Here is a 20115-nt window from a genome sequence, read left to right as displayed (position 1 = left end):
TGCGGCCTTCCAAGGCATTTGGCCGCATGGGCCGCATGTGGACGTGCATCGGGTGCGCGAACCGGTTTCCAAGCCCTGTTGCGGAGGCCGGGCACGGGCCCGTGGCTCAGGCGTCGTCTTCGGGAAAGTACCGAGATGACCAGCCCAGGGATCGCCGCAACTCCGGCCACTGGAAGCCGGGGCCGGGGTCGGCCTTGCGACCGGGCGCCACGTGCTCATGCCCGGCGATGTGCTGTACCGGGTAGCGTTGCCCGAGGGCAGCGCACAGGCTGCCCAGGGTTTCGTACTGTTCAGCCTCGAAGGTGTTGCCTTCCAGGCCTTCGAGTTCGATGCCGATCGAATCGTCATTGCAGTTCTCGCGCCCGCGGTAGCTGGACACGCCGGCATGCCAGGCACGGTCTTCGCAGCTCACGAACTGCCAGAGCTCGCCGTTGCGGCGGATGTAAAAGTGCGAGGAGACCTGCATACCCTCGATACTCTTGAAGTAGGGGTGGGCGTTCCAGTCCAGGGTGTTGGTGAACAGGCGTTGTACCTCGTCGCCACCGTACTGCCCTGGTGGCAGGCTGATGGAGTGGATGACGATCAGGTCCACCGCAGACCCCGGTGGGCGTGGCCCGAAGTTGGGCGAATCCAGTCGGTGCGCGTAGCGGTACCAGCCGCCGTCCCACAGGCGGTCGTGTGCCAGAGCAGGTGGTTTGCTCATGGGGCACTTTCGGGCGGCCGGGTGGTGTTCATGCCCCGGAATCGTTGCCCTGCGGCGTGTCGATGTTCAGGCGGGCGATCCGATAGCGGATCTGGCGCAGGCTCAGGCCCAGCTTGGCCGCTGCTGCCGTGCGGTTGAACCCGGTTTCCTGCAGCGCCTTGATCAGGATGTCGCGTTCTTGGCGGTCCAGATGGCCCTGCAGGTCGGCAGGCAGGGCCGGGTGCTCTGACGTGGGGGGCAGCACGCCGGGCACGGTGGGCAACAGATCCGAAGCTGCCGGGTCCAGGATGTCTGGTGTGGTGTCGATGCTGTCGAAGCTCAGATCGCCGCCTTCACTGAGCGCCATGGCGCGGTGCAGCAGGTTTTCCAGCTCACGCACATTGCCGGTCAGAGGGTGCTTGGCCAATTGCGCCAATGCTTCGGGGTGCAAGCGGGGCACCGGTAGGCCGGACTCCCGACTGATGCGTGCCAGTAGGGTTTCGCAAAGCGCAGGCAGATCCTCACGGCGCTCGCGCAGTGGCGGGATATCGATCTCGATGACGTTGAGCCGGTAGTAGAGGTCCTGGCGGAAACGCCCTTCCTGAACCTCGCGCGCCAGGTTCTTGTGGGTGGCGCTGACGATGCGCACGTCCACGGTCTCTTCCTGCGTGCCGCCGACGGGCCGCACGCAGCGTTCCTGGATGGCCCGCAGCAGCTTGGATTGCATGGACAGGGGCAGGTCACCGATTTCGTCGAGAAACAGGGTGCCGCCGCACGCGGCCTGGAAATAGCCTTCACGATCCTGATTGGCTCCGGTGTAGGCGCCCTTGCGCACGCCGAAGAATTCGGTCTCGAGCAGGTTTTCCGGGATGGCGCTGCAGTTGACGGCCACCAAAGGGCCCGCGCCGCGGTGGCTGCTTGCGTGCAGGGCTTGGGCCGTCAGCTCCTTGCCCGTGCCGGACTCACCACATACCAATACCGGGGCCATGCTACGGGCCACTTTGAGGATGCGCTCGCGCACCTGGCGCATGGCAGGCGAGTTGCCCACCAGGCGCTTCAGGGCCGCATCGGCGGCCGAGGTGGGGGGCTCTGCGCGCGAGCTGGAGGGGGCGGGCGACGGTACCTCAACGGCCCGGTGCGGGGGGGCGTCCTGCACGGCCGAGGCGATGACGGTACGAAACTGGCGCAGATCGACGGGCTTGGTCAGGTAGTCGAAGGCGCCGGCCTTGAGGGACTCCACGGCGTTTTCCGCCGAACCGTAGGCCGTGATGACCACACAGCGCTCGTTGCGCTGCTGGGCACGCAGGCGCTGGATCAGCTCGATGCCCAGGCCGTCGGGCAACCGCATGTCGGTGATCAGCACCGCATAACGCTGTTCCTGCAGGTGATTCCAGGCGTCGGCCACGGTCTCCGCCACATCGACGCGGTAGCCCTCGCGCAGCAGCGTCAACTCGTAAAGCGTGCGCAGATCGGGTTCGTCATCGACGACCAGGATGTGCGGGCTGGCAGTGGTGGCTGGCGTGGTCATGGCGCAGCGTTCGTGCGTACACCGGGCCGCGGAACGGGCGCTGCCAGGCGCAGGGTGATGAAAAATTCGTTGCCGTCCATGAGGGTGTCGCGGGCAATGCGGCGGGCGCGGTGATAGCCGATGGCGGCACCATGTCCCTCGCACAATTCCCGGCAAATATACAGGCCTAGGCCGCTGGAGCGGCTTTCCGAGGAAAAGAAGGGTTCGAACAGATGCTGTTCGACCGAAGGGTCCATGGGCGGGCCGTCGCTCCAGACCGCCAGCAGGGCCTGCCCGCTGGCGTCGGCGCGGACATGGACCTGGATCGCATCGGGCAGTTGGCGGGCATAGCGCCGGGCGTTGTCCAGCAAGTTGACCAGCACGCGGCGCAAATGCTCCGGCTCGAAATACACCCGCAAGGGATGGGGCGCCAGGTGCAGGGCCAGCATGGCGCTGCTGTCGCTTTGCTGGGCCCAGTCCAGGCAAATGCGTTGCACGTTGGGGGTCAGTTCCAGGACGCGTGACTCGAAGTTGGAGACCTGCTTGCCGGCGCGGGAGATATTGAGCACATCGTCGACGATGCGGTCCAGGCGCTGGGCGTTCTGTCGCACCATCTGGGTCAGGCGCAGATGCCGTGGATCCTTGATGTCCTCCTCCAGCAGGGCGTTGGCCTGGGTGATGGCGGCCAGGGGGTTGCGGATCTCGTGCGCTACGGCGGCCGACATGCGTCCCATGCTTGCCAGCTTCTCGGTGCGCATGCGCGCTTCCATCTCGCGCAGATCCTGCAGGAACATGACACACAGGATCTCGGTTTCCCCCCAATGGGCCGCAGTCATCCGGGTGCGTACCCGCAGGCGCCGATTGCCCTGTCCGACGTGCTCGATGCCGATGTCGGCATGGTGGAAATCACCCCGCCCGGTGAAGACCTGAAAGGCCAGTTCGGCCAGCGCCTGCCAGCCGGGTTCACCGGCCAGGTTGAAAGGTGTGTGCTTGAGCGGCCGTTCGTCAGCCTGCAGCATCTGGCGCGCCGCCGGGTTGGCTGCATGCACGGTGCCGCGCACGTCCACCACCAGGATGCCGTCCGTGAGCGCTTCGATCACCAGATCGTTGACCTGCTGCTGGATGCGCATGGCATGCTGGCTGCGCAGGGCGCGCTGCTGCTCGCTGGCCAGGCGGGCCGAGAGCTGGTGGGCCAGAAAGGCGATCACGAAGCTGCCCGCGCCGGTCAGTGCCGCCTGGATGAAGAAGGGGGTGGCCTCCCCTGGGCGGTGAAGTGATTGCCAGGCGCTGTGCAGCAGCAGCAGCAGGGTGATGCCCGCGGCCGTGCCCATGGACAGGGTCAGCGAGCCCAGCACGGCGGCCTGCAGCACCGGCAGGGCATACAGCGGGGTGTAATTGATGCTGCTGCCATGCAGCAGCTGCAGGGCTGTGAAAACCAGCACGTCGACGCCGATACTGGAGAGCCAGGACTGGTCGAAGGTCTGGCCCAAAGGGCGCGGGCGTGGCGCCACGCGCACCATAAGCGTGGCCGTGAAGTAGACGCCGCTGAGCAGCACCAGCCAGATGTTGGCGGCCTGGCCCAGGGCATAGAGGGTGGCCTGCAGCAGTAGCAGCACCAGGCCGAGCGTGACACGCGCCGTCATGAACCCCAGCCACAGGCGCTTGAACTCCTGCTGTTCTTCGGGGGCTTCCAGCCGTTCGTCCAGCAGCGAGGGGCCGAACCAGGAATGCACGTTGTCCCGCGGATCCATTCAAGGCTCCGCGTTCTGACGGTGCTCGTTGCTGCAGTACAGGCCTATGCGGCCGACGACGGCATCACCGTGCGGCAGGTGTACGCCACAGTGGGCGCAGCGCACCATCTCCTGCGGGCCGGGTGGCGGAGGCGCTGCGGGCTGGTCGGAACGGCTGTCGCTGCGGCGGCCCGAGCGCCAGAGCCAGACGGCCAGCAGCACGATGGCCAGGAACAGCAGGAACTTCATGAGGTGCTGCGTCCCAGAATGATCTCGAGCACGAAGCGCGAGCCTACATAGGCCAGCAGCAACAGGCCGGCCCCTGTGAACAGGAGGCGCGCGGCGCGCCAGCCGCGCCAGCCAAAACGCGCACGGCCGATCAGCAGCACGGCAAAGACGCCCCAGGACAATACGGAAAACACGGTCTTGTGGCTCCATTTCCAGGCCAGGCCGTAGAGCTGCTCATCGAAGAGCAGGCCGGCCAGCAGGGTGGCCGACAGCAGCGTGAAACCGGCGGCGACGAAACGGAAGGTCAGGCGTTCCAATGTGAGCAGGGGCAGGCCGCTGTGGGGATCGGCCGCCTGACGGATGCGCTCTTCTGCGCGCAGCATCAGCAGGGCATGTACCACGGCCACGGCAAACAGGCCGTAGGAGGCGATGCCCAGTGCCCAGTGCAGGGGCAACCAGGCCGAGGCATTGGCTTGCAGGGGCTGTCCGGGAAAGACCAGGGCCAGCAGCACGGCGCCGGCGCCGAGGAGCGAGAGAGCCCAGCGGGTCTGCAATTGGGGGTAGATCTGGCTTTCGATGGCGTAGACCGCTGCCACCAGCCAGACGGTGACGGAAAGCGCCGGCGCAAAACCGAAACGCGGGCTGTCTCCCAACAGGCCCCAGCCCAGCAGCAGACCGTGCACCAGCCAGGCCAGCAACACCATGCGGCGTGCCGCCACCGCTGACAGGCGGCCGGCGGCCGGGGCGGCATAGGCCGCAGCGGCCAGTACGGCCAAGACCATGCCGGTGGGGGAGGCACTGGGTAAAATGGAGGGTAGGGACACCATCTTGCGATGATATCCCCCCCAAAGAACCGTACGTGCTAGTTTCCCAGCATACGGCTCACGCACGACCACTGTTGAGATGGAGTCTAAGGGAGCAACCCTCGTCCATCACACCAGATTAAAGTCCCCCGTGCTGGGGACCGGCTTGACAACCTTCAAGCCAAGGGCGTGGACACGCTTGTGGCAGACCCTGTGCAGCAGAACCCGGTTGGATAGCGCGTCGCTACCTCCAAGCTCAATCGGGACGAGGTGGTGGTCCTCATCCCGTTCACTGTCAAGATCAATTGCCTGCTCACAGAGAGCGCACCGACCCCGTTGGTCTAACCAGAGGGAGCAGCGTTGGTGGTCCCAGATATCTTTGGACATCCGTTGCACGCGTAGCTGCTCGCCGTAGACCAACCAGGTCGGGTCGAAGGGGTTGTAGTCCCCCTTCACCTTCACATGTCGCACGATACGGGTGTCGGCCAGCCGAAACAGCCGGAGCTGTGTTGGCTGACCCCAGCGGTCCGTGGTATTCGCCACGAACTCGTTGCGGTCCCCGATTCGCTTCCAGTGATGGGTGAACACCCATTTGGACGTTTCGCGAGGATGCGTCCGCTTCCCCCATCTCATTAACCGCCAGAAGATCAGGTGGTCGAGTCGATTGAAGGTAGCTTTCGCCACCGTGCCTTTGTGGTACTGAGCCCATCCCCTGAGGGAGAGGTTCAGGCGCTGTATGAGCGTCTCCTTCAGTTCTCTGGAGAGTGACTTGGCGATGACCTCCCTGACCTTTCCGTAAAACGCCTTGACGTTTTTCTGGTTGGGTTTGATGAGCAGTTTTCCGGAGTACTTCCGGAAGTTCCACCCAAGGAAGTCGAACCCGTCGTCGATATGCACAACGCGCGTCTTCGTTTCGGACAGTCGCAGTCCCCGCTCGCGCAGGAATGCTTCGATCCAAGGTCGGACTGTGGCTTCTAACAACTCCTTGGAGTTGCCCGTTACCACGAAGTCGTCGGCGTATCGCACCAGATTCACTTTCACGCCAGCGGCCCGAGTCTTCCCCATAGTCGTTCGGAGGAACGAGGCGAGGTCGCGCTCTAACCCATCTAACGTGATGTTCGCGATCACCGGAGAGATGATGCCGCCTTGCGGCGTACCTTCCTCCGTGCGGTGGAGTTGACCCTTGTCGACTACTCCTGCTTTCAACCACTTGCGCAGCACCGCCCTGTCCATGTGGACGTGGCGGAGCAACCACTCGTGATTGATGTGGTCAAAGAACCCTTCGATATCCGCGTCCAGAACCCATTTGGCCGAAGCCGTTTGGGCGAGAGACACGAATAGCTGCTGCCGTGCGTCGTGCGTGGAACGGCCTCGCCGGAACCCATAGGAGTTCGGATCGGCCGCGCATTCGGCGACGGGTTCCAGAGCAAGCAGGTGTAAAGCCTGCATTGCTCGGTCCAGCATGGTGGGGATGCCTAGGGGGCGCTCTTTACCATTCGCTTTTGGGATGTAGACCCGCCGCAGGGGGCGAGCCCGGTATCCAGGTTGGTTCAGTGATCCAACCGCATTCCATTTCTTCTGAGGCGTATCCCAGAGTACGCGGTCGACGCCACTCGTCCGCTTCCCTCGGTTCTCAGTTGTTCTCCTAACCGCCAATGCCTTGGCCTGCCAGGAGCGGATAAGGTTTCGTTGGAGCCGTTTGACCCTTCGAAAGTCCCTACCCATTTCTGCCTGCGCGATGCGCATCTGCGCCTTCCCGACGAACATCATGACGTGCTTCCAATCAATGGAATGCCAATCAAGCGGTCCGTTCGGAGACGCAGCACCGATACCGGTGTTTTCCATACCATTCTCCGATGAGGTTGAACCCATTGAAGAAGGCACTGACCCAGAGGGTCAGATACCCTCTGGGTCGTTGTTAAAGTCGCGGCGGCTCACGTCGTCGCACCTGAGGTAAGTTGGCCGGCTTTCGCCGTAGGTCATTGACCCTATCCGCTCGATTACCGAGCGGCCTTCGCTTTCTACCTCTTCCTCTGCCCCCTCCATCAACGCCGTTGATTACTCTTCGGTTGCCCAGTCCTTGTGGACGGGCGATGAGTGGGGTTTACCTCGTTTCTTCCGCTGCCCAACCCGGCGGCAGCCGGGGTGATGGGGTTAGGGACTTGCTATCCGCCGCCGACGCGGTGGGAACAGCCAGCAGTCCATGACAGGCTGGCTCAGGTCGGTTGCCGTTTTGGCCGTAGCTCCCAACCAGAGTTGGAGACAAGCGTTAGCTACTTACTGTTAACGACGGTTCAAGCGCAAGTTCACATTACATTTCCCGTACCCTTTTCCTTCTCGTCTCCCTGCAGTCTTGTTAAGCAGGTCGGCCCCACTCGCGTGAGGCCTGTGTGCGTGAGCACGGGACGTTTAACCGCAGCTCCGCACATCCAGATTGCTCCAGATGCACGTGCGGTGAAGGACGCCTCGTTCCAGAGGCGGTTTCGTAGGAAACAAGACAGCGGAAGCGGTAACGCTTCCTTCCAAAGTACTGCTAAATCCGAAGATGTAACAGTTGTAACAGAGACTCTTTTTGCAACGAAATATCCTCCCGAGAGGGGATATTTCAGGCCGTTTTGGGGGTGTTGCCCATCCAATTGACCCGCTAAATAGAGCCGTTTGACTGCTACTTTGTACCCCTCTCACGAGGGTAGAATTCGCCTCTTCTCAGAGGGGGAATCCTTCTTTTGAAAGACGGCCACTTGGGGCCGAATGAAGCGACATCGAGTCGCACCATGGATACAGTTTAGCCCCTAGCCAATCGCCGGTAGTCGCAGCTGTCCCATCGTCTACCGGAATACACCCATGGCCTCCGCCCTCACCGACAAACTCAGCCGCCTGGTCAAGGAAATCCGCGGCCAGGCCCGCATCACCGAATCCAACGTGGCCGACATGCTGCGCGAGGTGCGCATGGCCCTGCTGGAGGCTGACGTGGCCCTGCCCGTGGTGCGTGACTTCATTGCGCGCGTCAAGGACCAGGCCCTGGGCCAGGCGGTCATGGGCTCGCTCACGCCCGGCCAGGCCCTGGTGGGCATCGTCAACCGCGAACTGGCCGCCACCATGGGCGAGGGTGTGGCCGACATCAACCTCGCGGCCCAGCCGCCGGCCGTGATCCTGATGGCCGGCCTGCAGGGCGCTGGCAAGACCACCACCACGGCCAAGCTAGCGCGCCACCTGATCGAAAAGCGCAAGAAGAAGGTCCTCACTGTCTCCGGCGACGTCTACCGGCCGGCGGCCATCGAGCAGCTCAAGACCGTCACGGCGCAGGCCGGCGCCGAGTGGTTCCCCAGCACGCCCGAGCAGAAACCGGTCGACATCGCGCGCGCCGCGCTGGACTATGCGAAGAGGCACTTCTTCGACGTGTTGCTGGTCGACACGGCCGGTCGCCTGGCCATTGACGAAGCGCTGATGCGCGAGATCCGCGAGTTGCACGCCGTCCTGAACCCGGTCGAGACGCTGTTCGTTGTCGACGCCATGCAGGGCCAGGACGCGATCAACACCGCCCGGGCCTTCAAGGAGGCCCTGCCGCTGACCGGCGTCATCCTGACCAAGACCGATGGTGACTCCCGTGGCGGTGCTGCCCTGTCGGTGCGCGCCGTCACGGGCGTGCCGATCAAGTTCGCCGGTACCAGTGAAAAGATCGATGGGCTGGAGGTCTTCGACGCCCAGCGCCACGCCGGCCGCGTGCTGGGCATGGGCGACATCGTGGCCTTGGTTGAACAGGTCACGGCGGGCGTGGACATGGAGGCGGCACAGAAACTGGCCGCCAAGGTCAAGAGCGGCGAAGGCTTTGATCTCAACGACTTTCTGGCCCAATTGCAGCAGATGAAGCAGATGGGCGGCCTGTCCAGCCTGATGGACAAGCTACCTGCCCAGATGGCCGCCAAGGCCGGCCAGGTGGACACCGACAAGGTCGAGAAGGATCTGCGCCGCAAGGAAGGCATCATCCAGAGCATGACCCGGCTGGAGCGACGCAAGCCCGAACTCATCAAGGCCACGCGCAAGCGCCGTATCGCCGCTGGCGCTGGCGTGCAGGTTCAGGACGTCAACCGTCTGCTCAAGGAATTCGAGCAGATGCAGGAGATGATGAAGAAGATGAAGGGCGGCGGCATGATGAAGCTCATGAAACGCTTGGGCGGCATGAAGGGCAAAGGCATGCCCGGCATGCCTTTCTAGGCAGCCACCGTCACGATCTCTCCGCGCAGGCTGTAGTGCCGGGCCTCGCTGATGGTCACGTCAACCATCTGGCCGATCAGTCTTTGTGGTGCCTTGAAATTCACCACACGATTGCACTCGGTGCGGCCCATCAGCTCGCTGGAATCGCGCTTGGACGGGCCTTCCACCAGGATGCGCTGCACGGTGCCCACGCGGTTGGCGCTGATCTGCTTGAGGTTGTTCTCGATCACCGCTTGCAGTGTCTGCAGACGCCGCAGCTTGACCTCGTGCGGCGTATCGTCGTGCAGGTTGGCGGCCGGCGTGCCGGGGCGCGGGCTGAAGATGAAGCTGAAGGAGTTGTCGAAACCCACGTCTTCGATCAGTTTCATCATCTTGCCGAAATCTTCCTCTGTCTCACCCGGAAACCCGACGATGAAATCGCTGCTCATCGACATGCCGGGGCGGATGGCGCGCAGCTTGCGCACCGTGCTCTTGTATTCCATCGCGGTATAGCCACGCTTCATGGCCATCAGGATGCGGTCGCTGCCGTGCTGCACTGGCAGATGCAGATGGCTAACCAGCTTGGGTACCCTTTCGTAGGCCGCGATCAGTGAGGGCGTGAATTCGTTGGGGTGGCTGGTGGTGTAGCGGATGCGTTCGATGCCGGGGATATCGGCTACGTATTCGAGCAGTGTGGCGAAGTCGGCAACCTGGGCCGTGCCGCCCATGGGGGCTCGCCAGGCGTTGACGTTCTGGCCCAGCAGGTTGACTTCTTTCACGCCCTGGTCGGCCAGGCCGGCGATTTCCACCAGCAGGTCCTCGAAGGGGCGGTGTATCTCTTCGCCGCGTGTGTAGGGCACCACGCAATAGCTGCAATATTTGGAGCAACCCTCCATGATGCTGACAAAAGCCGTGGCGCCATCGACCTTGGCGGGCGGCAGATGATCGAACTTCTCGATCTCGGGGAAGCTGATGTCCACTTGCGGCCGGTTCTGCAGCTCGCGCGCGTTCAGCAGCTCGGGCAGGCGATGCAGAGTCTGGGGGCCGAACACCACGTCCACATAGGGGGCTCGGCGGATGATCTCGGCCCCTTCCTGGCTGGCCACACAGCCGCCCACGCCGATCTTCACGCCCTTCTTTTTCAGGTGCTGCACACGGCCCAGGTCGGAAAACACCTTTTCCTGCGCCTTCTCGCGCACCGAACAGGTGTTGAAGAGGATCAGGTCGGCTTCTTCCACATCCTGTGTGGGCTCATAGCCTTGGGCGGCGCCCAGCACATCGGCCATCTTGTCCGAGTCGTACTCGTTCATCTGACAGCCGAAGGTCTTGATGAAAACTTTTTTGCTCATGATGAGCTCCTGAAAGAGAGCGCTGCGGTGATGGCAACAGGAGGCATGGCCTCCGCCGTGCACCCGCAACAGCGGGCAAAGAGGGTCAGTACTGCGTGGGAGCCGGCTGCGGCGGCGCGCCCGCAGCAGCTTCGCTGGCCGTGAGAACCCAGACCTCATGGATCAGTCCCAGCGGGTCACGTGTGTAGCGCACCACCAGCTCCTGTCCAAGCAGTGCGCCGGAGACGACCATCAGGTTGTTGCGGTCGCGGATGCGTGCGCCAGGTGCAAGGCGCGCCGGCTGGCCGTCCATGAGGACTTCGGGCGGTGCCACAACCTGCAGCACACCACGCTGCGCCCTGATAGAAATGGGGGGAATGCGTTGGGGGTCTGAGGTCTGGGCCGAGGCGTTGCCGAAGACAAGGAGTCCGGCGGTGGCAAGCCCCAAACCCTTGTGGCGGAGACCGAGGGAGAATGACTGTAGACAGCGGTTCATGGTGTTTATCCAGAGGCTGGGGGACGGTAACGAGACAAGTCCCAACTATAACTGTGGTCGGCATGGCCTTGCGGTTCGAGCAGCATGAGACACATTTGGGAGTCCAGAAACCTTGGCGCTGGGCGACATGGGAAAATTCCCATTCAGTAGGAGAAAAATGAACGAGGAATTCATTGCACATTGCATCAATACGGCACACGTAGCCAACGCGCAGCACGAATTTGCCACAGCCATTTGGTGGAGCAAGAAAGCCATAGAGTTGGCCCCTCGACTGCCAGAGGCCTGGTTTAACCTGGGCGTCGCCTTGGGGGGGGTAGAAAAGCGTGTTGAGGCCATACGAGCTTTGGAGGAGGCCAGCGCATGTGCATGGGACGATGCGAACGCCCAAAACAGCATCGGACTTAGATTCATTGAATTGCTGGCGCATGAGCAGGCGGAACGGTGTCTGAAACGCGCGCTGACGCTGGTTCCGACTTTTGTCTTTCCTTATGTCAACCTGGCGAAACTGCGGGCACACCAGAAAAGATTTGATCAGGCGGAGTTGGCTGCGCGCAAGGCAGTTGCGTTGAACCCGCAGTCTTCCAAGGCCTGGAATAGTCTCGCGACAATACTTTTCGGCCTTAAACGCTATCAGGCGGCGGCAGACGGTTTCAGCAAGAGCCTTGAGTTGGATCCCGAAGAAGAATATCTTCAAGGCGCGCTGATTCACGCGCGAGTACGTACCTGTGACTGGGAAACCCTGGCGACGGATCTGCCTAGGCTCATTGAGCATCTGGAGCAAGGCAAGATGGTTTGCATGCCTTTCCCACTTTTGGCATTGACTGAGAGATTGTCTCTACAGCGCAAGGCGGCAGAAATCTACGCGGCTCATCAATTTTCCTTATCTGCGGCGTCTGGCGGCATGCAGAGGTTGTCTCGCGCCAGCAAAAAAATACGCATAGGATATTTTTCGGCCGATTTCCGTAATCACCCAGTCTCCCATCTTCTGGTAGAGACCTTGGAGCTACATGATCGCGCGCATTTTGAAGTGATAGGTTTTGCTTTTTCTCCTGACACGGAGGACAAGGTACGACAACGTGTCGCCGCGGCATTTGATCGGTTCATGGATTGCCATGCAAAGACCGATGCCGAGGTGGTGGCCTTGTCACGAGACTTGGGGATCGACATCGCGGTTGATCTGGGGGGGTACACCGAAGATGCCAGAACGCGGGTGTTCGCCCTGCGGGCGGCGCCCGTGCAGGTCAGTTATCTGGGCTACCTTGGGACGATGGGGGTGTCCTTTATTGATTATCTGATAGCTGATAAGACGATCATCCCCGACGCATACCGTGACGGCTACGCTGAGAAAATTGTCTATTTGCCTAGCTACCAAGCCAACGATTCCAAGCGACAGATCGCAGACAAAAATTACACCCGTGATGAGCTTGGGCTTCCCCCGACCGGTTTCGTGTTTTGCTGCTTCAATCACAACTACAAGATCACCCCGGAAGCCTTTGGTGCCTGGATGCGGATTCTGTCGCGTGTGGACGGGAGTGTCTTGTTTCTCTATGCAGACAATCCCCAGGTAGCTGAGAATCTCAGGCAAGAAGCCAGCAAGAGCGGGGTTGCAGCCGATCGGCTGGTTTTCGCGGGTCGGGTCGAACGATCGCTGTACCTTGCCCGTTACCGGGTCGCCGATCTTTTCCTCGACACCTTCCCCTACAACGCTGGGACTACGGCCAGCGATGCCTTGTGGGCCGGGTTGCCCGTGCTCACACGCATGGGGGAATCTTTTGCAAGCCGGGTGGCAGCAAGCGTGCTCACGGCATTGGATCTCCCGGAATTGATCACTTCATCGCAGAAAGAATATGAGGACCTCGCCATTGAGTTGGCAACAAAGCCGCAACTTTTGCAGCATATCAAGCACAAGTTAAGTCGGCACCGGGCTACCAAATCGTTGTTTGATTCCCGCTCCTTCACTCGCAACTTGGAGCAGGCATATCAGCGGATGCATGAACGTTCCTTGGAGGGACTGCCACCTGACCACATTCAATTGACAGTCTGACCTCTGTCATGCATGGCCATTTCATGGGCGCAATAAAAAACCCCTGCAAGCGGGCCTGCAGGGGTTTCGTGTCTGGTGGTGATAGGTGGATTTGAACCACCGACATCAGCATTATGAATGCTGCGCTCTAACCAACTGAGCTATATCACCGAAGGCGCAAATTATAGCGTTTTTTGGCGGCTCAGCAATCCCGGAAGGCAGGCTTGCGCTTGTGGATAAAGGCGTCCATGCCTTCCTTCTGGTCGGCGGTGGCGAACAGGGCATGAAAGAGCCGGCGCTCGAACATGATGCCGTCGTTGAGCGAGCCCTCGAAAGCCCGGTTCACGGCTTCCTTGGCGGCCATCACGGCCACCTGCGAGTAGTCGCAGATCATCAGGGCGGCAGCCAGGGTTTCCTCCATCAGCTTGTCCAGCGCCACCACGCGGCTTACCAGGCCGGCGCGTTCGGCCTCCGTCGCATCCATCATGCGGCCCGTCAGGGTCATGTCCATGGCCTTGGACTTGCCTACGGCGCGTGGCAGGCGCTGGGTGCCGCCGGCGCCGGGGATGACGCCCAGCTTGATCTCCGGCTGGCCGAAGCGGGCGTTGTCGGCGGCAATGATGAAGTCACACATCATGGCCATCTCGCAACCGCCGCCCAGGGCAAAGCCGCTGACAGCGGCAATCACCGGCTTGCGGATGCTGCGCAGGGTTTCCCAGTTGCGTGTGATGTAGTCGCCCTTGTAGACGTCGGCGAAGCTGTAGCTGGCCATCGCTCCGATGTCGGCGCCGGCGGCAAAAGCTTTTTCGCTGCCGGTGATGACGATGCAGCCGATCGCCGCGTCGGCATCGAAGGCCTTGAGCGCCGCACCCAGCTCGTCCATCAACTGGTCATTGAGCGCATTGAGCTGTTTGGGACGGTTCAGGGTGATGATGCCGACCTTGTCGGCTTCGGTGCGTACCTGGATCAGTTCGTAACTCATGGTGTCTCTTTCGTGTCTGCCGAAAAGGGTGATCAGGCCTGCAGGAACATGCGATAGGCCGGGTTGCGCGTCTCCTCCACATAGGCATAGCCCAGCGCCCCGAGGAATTTGGCGAAAGCCTTGTCGTCGGCTTTGGGCACCTGGATGCCCACGAGAATGCGACCGTAGTCCGCGCCCTGGTTGCGGTAGTGGAAAAGACTGATGTTCCAGCCCGGACGCATCAGGCTCAGGAATTTGAGCAGGGCGCCGGGGCGCTCGGGGAATATGAAACGCAGCAGGCGCTCGTCCCGGGCCAGCGTCGAATGACCGCCTACCATGTGGCGGATATGTTCCTGCGCTAGGTCGTCGTGTGTCAGATCCAGCGAGGGGAAGCCGTGGCGCTTGAAGTTGGTGGCGATCTTGGCACTTTCCCCCTTGGTCGAGGTCGAAAGCCCGACGAAGACATGGGCCTTGCTCTGGTCGCTGATGCGGTAGCTGAACTCGGTTACGTTGTGCGGCCCGCCTGGCAGGTCGCCGATCAGTTCGCAGAAGCGGCGGAAGCTGCCACGCTCCTCGGGCATGTTCACGGCGAACAGGGCTTCGCGTTCCTCGCCCACCTCGGCGCGCTCGGCCACGAAGCGCAGACGGTCGAAATTCATGTTGGCACCGCACAGGATGGCGGCATAGGTCTCGCCCCTGGTCTTGTGCTTGGCCACGTATTGCTTGATGGCGGCCACGGCCAGCGCGCCGGCAGGCTCCACGATGGAACGGGTGTCCACGAAGACGTCCTTGATGGCCGCACAGACGGCGTCGGTATCGACCTCGATGTAGTCGTCTACCAGCTTGCGGGTCAGGCGGAAGGTCTCCTCGCCCACCAGCTTGACGGCGGTGCCGTCGGAGAACAGGCCCACGTCCTGCAGCGTGACGCGCTTGCCCGCGCGCACCGACTGGATCATGGCGTTCGAGTCGTTCATCTGCACGCCGATGACCTTGACGTCCGGGCGCACGGCCTTGATGTAGGCCGCCACACCGCTGATCAGCCCGCCGCCACCGATGGCCACGAAAACGGCGTCGAGCGGGCCCTGGTGCTGGCGCAGCATCTCCATGGCGATGGTGCCCTGGCCGGCGATCACGTCCGGATCATCAAAGGGGTGGACAAAGGTGAGCCCCTGCTTCTTCTGCAGGGTCAGGGCGTGGGCGTGGGCGTCGGAGTAGCTGTCGCCCTGCAGCACCACCTTGCCGCCCAGCGCCTTGACGGCGTCGATCTTGAGCTGTGGCGTGGTCGTGGGCATCACGATCACGGCGCGCGTGCCCAGGCGGTTGGCGCCCAACGCCACGCCCTGGGCATGGTTGCCGGCCGAGGCACAGATCACGCCCTTCTTCAGCTGTTCCGGCGTCAGATGCGCCATCTTGTTGTAGGCGCCGCGCAGCTTGAAACTGAACACGGCCTGCTGGTCCTCGCGCTTGAGCAGCACCTTGTTGTGCAGGCGACGGCTCAGGGCTTTGGCGGGCTCGAAAGGGGACTCGACAGCGACGTCGTAGACGCGCGCGGTCAGGATTTTCTTCAGATAGTCAGCGGGCTGCAGAGGTCTTGTTTTCATGAGGGCTGGCGGTGTGGGGATAATTTACGCCAGACCCCCATTTTGACAAGGAACAGAACATGGAATGCACAGTCAGCTGGACCGGCGCCACCGGCGCACGCTCCAACATGGGCTTCGTGGCCGAAACCGGCAGCGGTCACGTGCTGGTGATGGACGGCGCGCCCGATGCGGCCAAGCCCGAAAACGGCGGCCAGAACCTGGCCCCGCGGCCCATGGAGACCGTGCTGGCCGGCACCGGTGGCTGCACGGCCTATGACGTGGTGCTCATCCTCAAGCGCGGCCGGCATGAGGTGCGCGGCTGCAGCGTCAAGCTCACGAGCGAGCGCGCCAGCGAAGACCCCAAGGTGTTCACCAAGATCCACATGCACTTCACCGTCACCGGCAAGGGCATCCCGGCCGCCGCCGTGGAACGTGCCATCAAGATGAGCCACGACAAGTACTGTTCGGCCAGCATCATGCTGGGCAAGACGGCTGAGATCACGACCAGTTTCGACGTGATCGAGGGCTGAGTCCCCAACTAAATATGGTGCGCGGTGGTGGTCATGATCCTGGCCGCCGCGCGCATCAATCCCTTCACCGGCCCGGGCAGTTCCACCGCCCCGGCTTTTTGCGCGTCCACGGCGTGGTTCACCTCGTCGGCGGCCATCTGCGTCACGATGGCGCGCGACGTCTGGTCGCCTGCGGGCAGCCGGTCCATATGGCTCATCAGATGGGCTTCCACCTGGCGCTCGGTTTCCACCACGAAACCCAGGCTGACCGCATTGCCCAGGCGCCCCGCCAGCAGACCGATGCCAAAGGCGCCGGCGTACCAGAGCGGGTTCAGCAGCGAGGTGCGTGAGCCCAGTTCGTCCAGGCGCTGTTTCGTCCAGGCCAGGTGGTCGGTCTCTTCGGTGCAGGCGCGCGTGAAATGCGCGCGCAGGGCCGGGTTGGGTGTGGTCAGGGCCTGGGCGGTGTACAGCGCCTGGGCGCAGACTTCACCCACGTGGTTCACGCGCATCAATGCGGCCGAAAGGCGCTTTTCCTCTGGCGTCAACTCCCGGTCCGGCGTGGCCGGGCGAGGCGTGGGGTGGCTGGCCCGAGGCGGGGCAAAAAGGGTGCGCAGGGCTGTGTCGGCAGCACAGAGTAGGGCGTCGGTGGCTGTGGTCATGGCTGAATTGTCCTGAATTCAGCCCAGCGCTGCCTTGGTCTGGCTCAACAAGGCCTCAATCAGCGGTCTGTAGGAGGTGGCCTCAGGCGGGGGCCCCTCGGCCTGGGCGGCGGCATGGCGCAGGCGGCCCAGCTCCTCCAGCATGGCTTCGAACAGCGGGGGCTCCAGCAGATAGAAACCGACCCGGTTGTGGTTCAGCACGGCAACCGGACGGCCTTCGGCCTGGCGCAGCACGGCGGCCGGGTTCTTCTTGAATTGGGACATGCTTACGGCCCGATCAACCAGCAAGGTTTGCATAAATAACTCTTTTAATGGGTCTAATTTTAGAGCTTATTTTTTGGGGGAGTGGCCACGTCCCAGCCGAGTTGCCTCTTGTTTGTGCAATGTTGCAGGGTCACAACGAAACCTGGGGCGAATCGGGAGGACTCGGGGGTTTTCCTTTGACCCGGCTATCGGGCTCTGGTGCAATACATCCAACTTCCTTGTTAGAGGAGGTTGGCCCGGGGATCCGGAAACTCCCTTCGGGACCCCTTGTTAAACCTTTGGAGAACTTTCAATATGAAAAAGACCCTGATTGCCGTGGCCGCCCTGGCTGCCACCAGCGCTTTCGCCCAGAACGTGACCGTCTCCGGTACCCTGGACGCCACCTATCGTTCGAGCAAGACCGAAACCACTGCTGGCACCACGGTTAACAGCACGCGTATCAGCAAGGACGGCATCGGCACGACCGGTTTCACCCTGTCCGGTTTGGAAGATCTGGGCGGCGGTCTGAAGGCTGACTTCCTGTTGGAAACCAACTTCAACACGGCCGACACCGCCACCGAAGGCAGCGGCGGCACCTACGGCACCGGCCAGTCCTTCGTCGGCCTGTCGGGCTCCTTCGGTTCCGTCAAGCTGGGCGCTCCGAACTCCCCCACCCTGACCGTCCAGGGTGCTCGTGGCGCCAGCTTCAACACCAAGGACGCCGGCCGCGTCTCTCTGGGTGCTGGTGGCTACTCCACCCTGATGGGCCTGTCCGTGACCCGCTTCGACAGCTCGATCGCCTACACCTCGCCGAACTTCTCCGGCTTCAGCTTCGTTCTGTTGTACTCGCCCAAGTCTGACGACGGCGCCACCCCCGTTGCTGGCGCCCTGTCCGACGTCGGCCTGTTCTATGCCAACGGCCCCATCGCTGCTGGCGTGAGCAAGTTCGCCCGCGAAATCGGTAGTGGTGGTACTGCTGGTGGCAGTGGTAACGCTGGTACCTCTACCGCAGCTGTTGGCTCCAAGAATGACCTGACCAGCTACTATGTGTCGTACGACTTCCAGTTCGCCAAGTTCACCCTGGGTGGTCACAGCTACAAGGCTACCGACGCGACTGGTACGGACACGGCTGATAACGCCGGCATGAACCTGGCTGCCGATGTGCCGCTGTCTCCCGCCCTGACCCTGTCGGCCAACATCCAGAAGCTGGACGACAAGCTCGTCGGCAACGTCGACTCGACCATGACGGGCCTGGGTGTGCAGTACGCTCTGAGCAAGCGTTCGACCACCTACGCACGCTACATCGTCGAGAAGGCCGACAACGCCGGCGCCGCTGTTGTCAAGGACACCAGCCGCCTGCTGGTCGGCCTGCGCCACAACTTCTGATCTGACGCTGGCGCAAGCCAGCTGAAGGTAAGAGTCAAGAACCCTGTCGCGGCAACGTGGCAGGGTTTTTTTATGGGATGGTTGATTTTTAATGGACAGGACTCAGCTTTTGATGCAATCGAAATACAAACGGGGAGCAGTGACCCTGGGGGTATTTCCTGCGCTCGGTGCAATAGCCTTGATGCTGCTGGGCTTGACGGCCTGCAGCTCAACGACATCCTCGCTTGAGCGGGCCTCAAGCGAGTCACAGGCCTTTTATGGCTGGCAGCACATGCCACTGCCGGGCAAGGCGGCCACAGCTTATCTGCCCGTGCACGTTGCCGGGCGGGAGGCCATGGAAGTACAGGCCCTGTCCTCGGCCAGTCTCTTGCGGCGCAAGTTGGGTATTGCGCCTGAGGATCTGGGGCAGATCCGCTTTTCGTGGCGGGTGCCGGCATTGATGCCGACGGCGGACCTGGCGCGGCGTGACCGTGCAGATTCCGTGGTGCGTGTGGTCTTGAGCTTCGACGGCGACCGCTCTCAATTTTCGCTGCGCGACGGCATGCTGTCCGAAATGGTCCAGTTGATGACGGGCGAAGCGCTGCCCTACGCAACGCTGATGTACGTCTGGTGCCCGACACGCGAGGCCGGCAGCGTCATCACCAACCCGCGTACCGAGCGCATCCGCAAGCTGGTGGTGGAATCCGGCCCGGCACGACTGAACCAATGGCTGGACTACGAGCGCGATGTGCGCGCCGACTACCGCAAGGTATTTGGTGAAGAACCCGGCCGGCTGATCGGCGTGGCCATCATGACCGACAGCGACAACACGCAATCACAGGCCCGTGCCTGGTACGGCCCGGTCGAGCTGGATGGCGCCCTGCTGGCGCGCCATCCCTAGGCGTGGCTCTGCCCGACGCTGTCTCTCAGGCGTAGCGCTTGTTGCGCAGGTTGTTTTTCATTTCCTTGAGCATGGGCTGCAGGCGGTTGCCGCCGATGCGCAGCGCCACGCAGGTGGCCAGGATGTCCACGATCATCAGGTGCAGCAGACGCGAGACCATGGGGCTGTAGCGGTCGTAGCCCTCGGGGTGGTCGGCGGCGAGGTGGATGTGGCCGGCCATGGCCAGTGGCGAGCCGCTGGTCGTGATGACGATGGTGGTGGCGCCGTTCTTGCGAGCGATATCGCAGGCGTCCATCAGGTCGCGGGTACGGCCCGAATTGGAGATGACCACCATGCAGTCCCCCGGGCCCATCAGAGACGCGCTCATGACCTGCATGTGACCATCGCTGTAGGCCACAGTGTTCACACCCAGCCGGAAGAACTTGTGCTGCGCGTCCAGCGCCACGATGCCCGAGTTGCCCGCGCCGATGAACTCGATGCGCTTGCCGGTCTTGTAGGTGGCGGCCAGCACGGCTGCGGCCTTGTCGATCGCTGCGGTGCTGGCGTTGTTGCGGTACTTGAGAAAGGCCGATACCGTGTTGTCGATCACCTTGACCACCACGTCGCTGGTCTTGTCGTCTACGTCCACGCTGCGGTGGATGAAGGGCACGCCTTCGCTGACCGTGCCGGCCAGCTTGAGCTTGAAGTCGGACAGGCCGTCGTAGCCCATGCTGCGGCAGAAGCGCACCACGGTGGGTTTGCTCACATGCGAGCGGTCGGCCAGTTCACTGACGGGCAGGTTGGCGAAGGCACGCGGATCGGCCAGGACAAGCTGGCCCACGCGCTGTTCGGCTGGGGCCAGCGAGGGGAGCGAAGCGCGGATGCGGTCGAGCATGGGGACTCCGGTTGGGCGTCGGTGGTGAGACG

The 20115-nt window shown here is 62.5% G+C and carries 18 protein-coding genes and 1 tRNA gene; 5 read left to right on the top strand and 14 right to left on the bottom strand.

Features of this window, described 5'->3' with window-relative positions; all coding sequences use genetic code 11:
• Positions 1-106: 106 nt before the first annotated feature.
• The 6 genes from ampD to ltrA all read right to left on the bottom strand — a co-directional run bounded on the left by ampD (position 107) and on the right by ltrA (position 6795).
• Positions 107-703 (bottom strand): 1,6-anhydro-N-acetylmuramyl-L-alanine amidase AmpD, encoded by a 597-nt coding sequence (ampD, locus tag AC07NT_RS15930; protein WP_498600164.1) that lies wholly within the window; start codon positions 701-703, stop codon positions 107-109.
• A gap of 28 nt (positions 704-731) precedes the next feature.
• The gene (locus tag AC07NT_RS15925) at positions 732-2210 is read right to left on the bottom strand and encodes a sigma-54-dependent transcriptional regulator (protein ID WP_498600166.1); all 1479 of its coding nucleotides are present in this window, start codon (positions 2208-2210) and stop codon (positions 732-734) included.
• Positions 2207-3940, bottom strand: a complete 1734-nt coding sequence (locus AC07NT_RS15920; RefSeq protein ID WP_498600168.1) for a two-component system sensor histidine kinase NtrB — start codon at positions 3938-3940, stop codon at positions 2207-2209. Before AC07NT_RS15920 ends, AC07NT_RS15925 begins: the two co-directional genes overlap by 4 nt.
• Positions 3941-4168: a PP0621 family protein gene (locus tag AC07NT_RS15915; RefSeq protein WP_498600170.1), complete on the bottom strand. Its 228-nt coding sequence runs from the start codon at positions 4166-4168 to the stop codon at positions 3941-3943. It abuts the gene before it with no gap.
• Positions 4165-4974, bottom strand: coding sequence for a cytochrome C assembly family protein (locus AC07NT_RS15910; protein WP_498600172.1), 810 nt, complete (start codon positions 4972-4974; stop codon positions 4165-4167). The genes AC07NT_RS15915 and AC07NT_RS15910 overlap by 4 nt, the downstream gene beginning before the upstream one ends.
• Positions 4975-5079: 105 nt before the next feature.
• A complete protein-coding gene (ltrA, locus tag AC07NT_RS15905) occupies positions 5080-6795 on the bottom strand; it encodes a group II intron reverse transcriptase/maturase (RefSeq protein WP_498600173.1) in 1716 nt (571 codons plus the stop codon).
• Between the two features lie 999 nt (positions 6796-7794).
• Between ltrA and ffh the strand changes: the two genes are divergently transcribed.
• Positions 7795-9165 carry a signal recognition particle protein gene (gene ffh / locus AC07NT_RS15900; protein WP_498600174.1) on the top strand — a complete coding sequence of 457 codons (1371 nt, stop codon included), beginning with the start codon at positions 7795-7797 and terminating at the stop codon, positions 9163-9165.
• On the opposite strand, the gene miaB is transcribed toward ffh, so the two are convergent.
• Together miaB and AC07NT_RS15890 are read right to left on the bottom strand one after the other, a co-directional pair.
• Entirely contained in the window at positions 9162-10493 is a 1332-nt protein-coding gene (gene miaB / locus AC07NT_RS15895; protein WP_498600176.1) for a tRNA (N6-isopentenyl adenosine(37)-C2)-methylthiotransferase MiaB, read from the bottom strand. The genes ffh and miaB overlap by 4 nt on opposite strands.
• Before the next feature lie 85 nt (positions 10494-10578).
• Entirely contained in the window at positions 10579-10818 is a 240-nt protein-coding gene (locus AC07NT_RS15890; protein WP_498600177.1) for a hypothetical protein, read from the bottom strand.
• Between the two features lie 307 nt (positions 10819-11125).
• Between AC07NT_RS15890 and AC07NT_RS15885 the strand changes: the two genes are divergently transcribed.
• Positions 11126-13012 carry an O-linked N-acetylglucosamine transferase, SPINDLY family protein gene (locus tag AC07NT_RS15885; protein WP_498600178.1) on the top strand — a complete coding sequence of 629 codons (1887 nt, stop codon included), beginning with the start codon at positions 11126-11128 and terminating at the stop codon, positions 13010-13012.
• A 73-nt stretch (positions 13013-13085) separates the two neighbouring features.
• Here the strand turns inward: AC07NT_RS15885 and AC07NT_RS15880 are convergent.
• From AC07NT_RS15880 to ilvA, 3 genes are all read right to left on the bottom strand, one after another.
• Positions 13086-13162 (bottom strand) — tRNA-Met (locus tag AC07NT_RS15880).
• Positions 13163-13193: 31 nt separating this feature from the next.
• On the bottom strand, positions 13194-13973 hold the full coding sequence (locus AC07NT_RS15875) for an enoyl-CoA hydratase (protein WP_498600179.1): 780 nt from the start codon (positions 13971-13973) through the stop codon (positions 13194-13196).
• A 32-nt stretch (positions 13974-14005) separates the two neighbouring features.
• Positions 14006-15553, bottom strand: a complete 1548-nt coding sequence (gene ilvA, locus AC07NT_RS15870) for a threonine ammonia-lyase, biosynthetic (protein WP_498600180.1) — start codon at positions 15551-15553, stop codon at positions 14006-14008.
• 59 nt (positions 15554-15612) lie between these two features.
• Here ilvA and AC07NT_RS15865 point away from each other — a divergent pair, with 59 nt between their 5' ends.
• Positions 15613-16062: an OsmC family protein gene (locus AC07NT_RS15865; RefSeq protein ID WP_498600181.1), complete on the top strand. Its 450-nt coding sequence runs from the start codon at positions 15613-15615 to the stop codon at positions 16060-16062.
• A gap of 8 nt (positions 16063-16070) precedes the next feature.
• On the opposite strand, the gene coq7 is transcribed toward AC07NT_RS15865, so the two are convergent.
• Both coq7 and AC07NT_RS15855 read right to left on the bottom strand, forming a co-directional pair.
• Positions 16071-16700 carry a 2-polyprenyl-3-methyl-6-methoxy-1,4-benzoquinone monooxygenase gene (coq7, locus tag AC07NT_RS15860; protein WP_498600182.1) on the bottom strand — a complete coding sequence of 210 codons (630 nt, stop codon included), beginning with the start codon at positions 16698-16700 and terminating at the stop codon, positions 16071-16073.
• Positions 16701-16718: 18 nt separating this feature from the next.
• Complete coding sequence (locus tag AC07NT_RS15855; RefSeq protein ID WP_498600184.1) at positions 16719-16964, bottom strand: hypothetical protein; 246 nt, start codon at positions 16962-16964, stop codon at positions 16719-16721.
• Positions 16965-17258: 294 nt separating this feature from the next.
• Here AC07NT_RS15855 and AC07NT_RS15850 point away from each other — a divergent pair, with 294 nt between their 5' ends.
• Entirely contained in the window at positions 17259-18329 is a 1071-nt protein-coding gene (locus tag AC07NT_RS15850; RefSeq protein ID WP_498600185.1) for a porin, read from the top strand.
• A gap of 271 nt (positions 18330-18600) precedes the next feature.
• Positions 18601-19209: a DUF3047 domain-containing protein gene (locus AC07NT_RS15845; protein ID WP_498600186.1), complete on the top strand. Its 609-nt coding sequence runs from the start codon at positions 18601-18603 to the stop codon at positions 19207-19209.
• Positions 19210-19234: 25 nt separating this feature from the next.
• Here the strand turns inward: AC07NT_RS15845 and AC07NT_RS15840 are convergent, their stop codons facing one another.
• A complete protein-coding gene (locus AC07NT_RS15840; protein WP_498600187.1) occupies positions 19235-20083 on the bottom strand; it encodes a MurR/RpiR family transcriptional regulator in 849 nt (282 codons plus the stop codon).
• Between the last annotated feature and the right edge of the window lie 32 nt (positions 20084-20115).

Source organism: Hylemonella sp. GW821-FHT10B10, from assembly GCF_059415585.1.
The sequence above is the reverse complement of the archived record's forward strand: the minus strand, read 5'-3'. Positions and strand labels throughout refer to the sequence as shown.

What these genes read in the sequence shown, in the direction of transcription:
- AC07NT_RS15925 (WP_498600166.1), bottom strand. Translation starts at nt 2,210, where the DNA reads ATGACCACGCCAGCCACCACTGCCAGCCCGCACATCCTGGTCGTCGAT.
- coq7 (WP_498600182.1), bottom strand. Translation starts at nt 16,700, where the DNA reads ATGACCACAGCCACCGACGCCCTACTCTGTGCTGCCGACACAGCCCTG.
- AC07NT_RS15875 (WP_498600179.1), bottom strand. Translation starts at nt 13,973, where the DNA reads ATGAGTTACGAACTGATCCAGGTACGCACCGAAGCCGACAAGGTCGGC.
- miaB (WP_498600176.1), bottom strand. Translation starts at nt 10,493, where the DNA reads ATGAGCAAAAAAGTTTTCATCAAGACCTTCGGCTGTCAGATGAACGAG.
- ampD (WP_498600164.1), bottom strand. Translation starts at nt 703, where the DNA reads ATGAGCAAACCACCTGCTCTGGCACACGACCGCCTGTGGGACGGCGGC.
- AC07NT_RS15850 (WP_498600185.1), top strand. Translation starts at nt 17,259, where the DNA reads ATGAAAAAGACCCTGATTGCCGTGGCCGCCCTGGCTGCCACCAGCGCT.
- AC07NT_RS15865 (WP_498600181.1), top strand. Translation starts at nt 15,613, where the DNA reads ATGGAATGCACAGTCAGCTGGACCGGCGCCACCGGCGCACGCTCCAAC.
- AC07NT_RS15855 (WP_498600184.1), bottom strand. Translation starts at nt 16,964, where the DNA reads ATGTCCCAATTCAAGAAGAACCCGGCCGCCGTGCTGCGCCAGGCCGAA.
- AC07NT_RS15845 (WP_498600186.1), top strand. Translation starts at nt 18,601, where the DNA reads ATGCCACTGCCGGGCAAGGCGGCCACAGCTTATCTGCCCGTGCACGTT.
- ltrA (WP_498600173.1), bottom strand. Translation starts at nt 6,795, where the DNA reads ATGGAAAACACCGGTATCGGTGCTGCGTCTCCGAACGGACCGCTTGAT.
- AC07NT_RS15885 (WP_498600178.1), top strand. Translation starts at nt 11,126, where the DNA reads ATGAACGAGGAATTCATTGCACATTGCATCAATACGGCACACGTAGCC.
- AC07NT_RS15915 (WP_498600170.1), bottom strand. Translation starts at nt 4,168, where the DNA reads ATGAAGTTCCTGCTGTTCCTGGCCATCGTGCTGCTGGCCGTCTGGCTC.
- AC07NT_RS15920 (WP_498600168.1), bottom strand. Translation starts at nt 3,940, where the DNA reads ATGGATCCGCGGGACAACGTGCATTCCTGGTTCGGCCCCTCGCTGCTG.
- AC07NT_RS15840 (WP_498600187.1), bottom strand. Translation starts at nt 20,083, where the DNA reads ATGCTCGACCGCATCCGCGCTTCGCTCCCCTCGCTGGCCCCAGCCGAA.
- ilvA (WP_498600180.1), bottom strand. Translation starts at nt 15,553, where the DNA reads ATGAAAACAAGACCTCTGCAGCCCGCTGACTATCTGAAGAAAATCCTG.
- ffh (WP_498600174.1), top strand. Translation starts at nt 7,795, where the DNA reads ATGGCCTCCGCCCTCACCGACAAACTCAGCCGCCTGGTCAAGGAAATC.
- AC07NT_RS15910 (WP_498600172.1), bottom strand. Translation starts at nt 4,974, where the DNA reads ATGGTGTCCCTACCCTCCATTTTACCCAGTGCCTCCCCCACCGGCATG.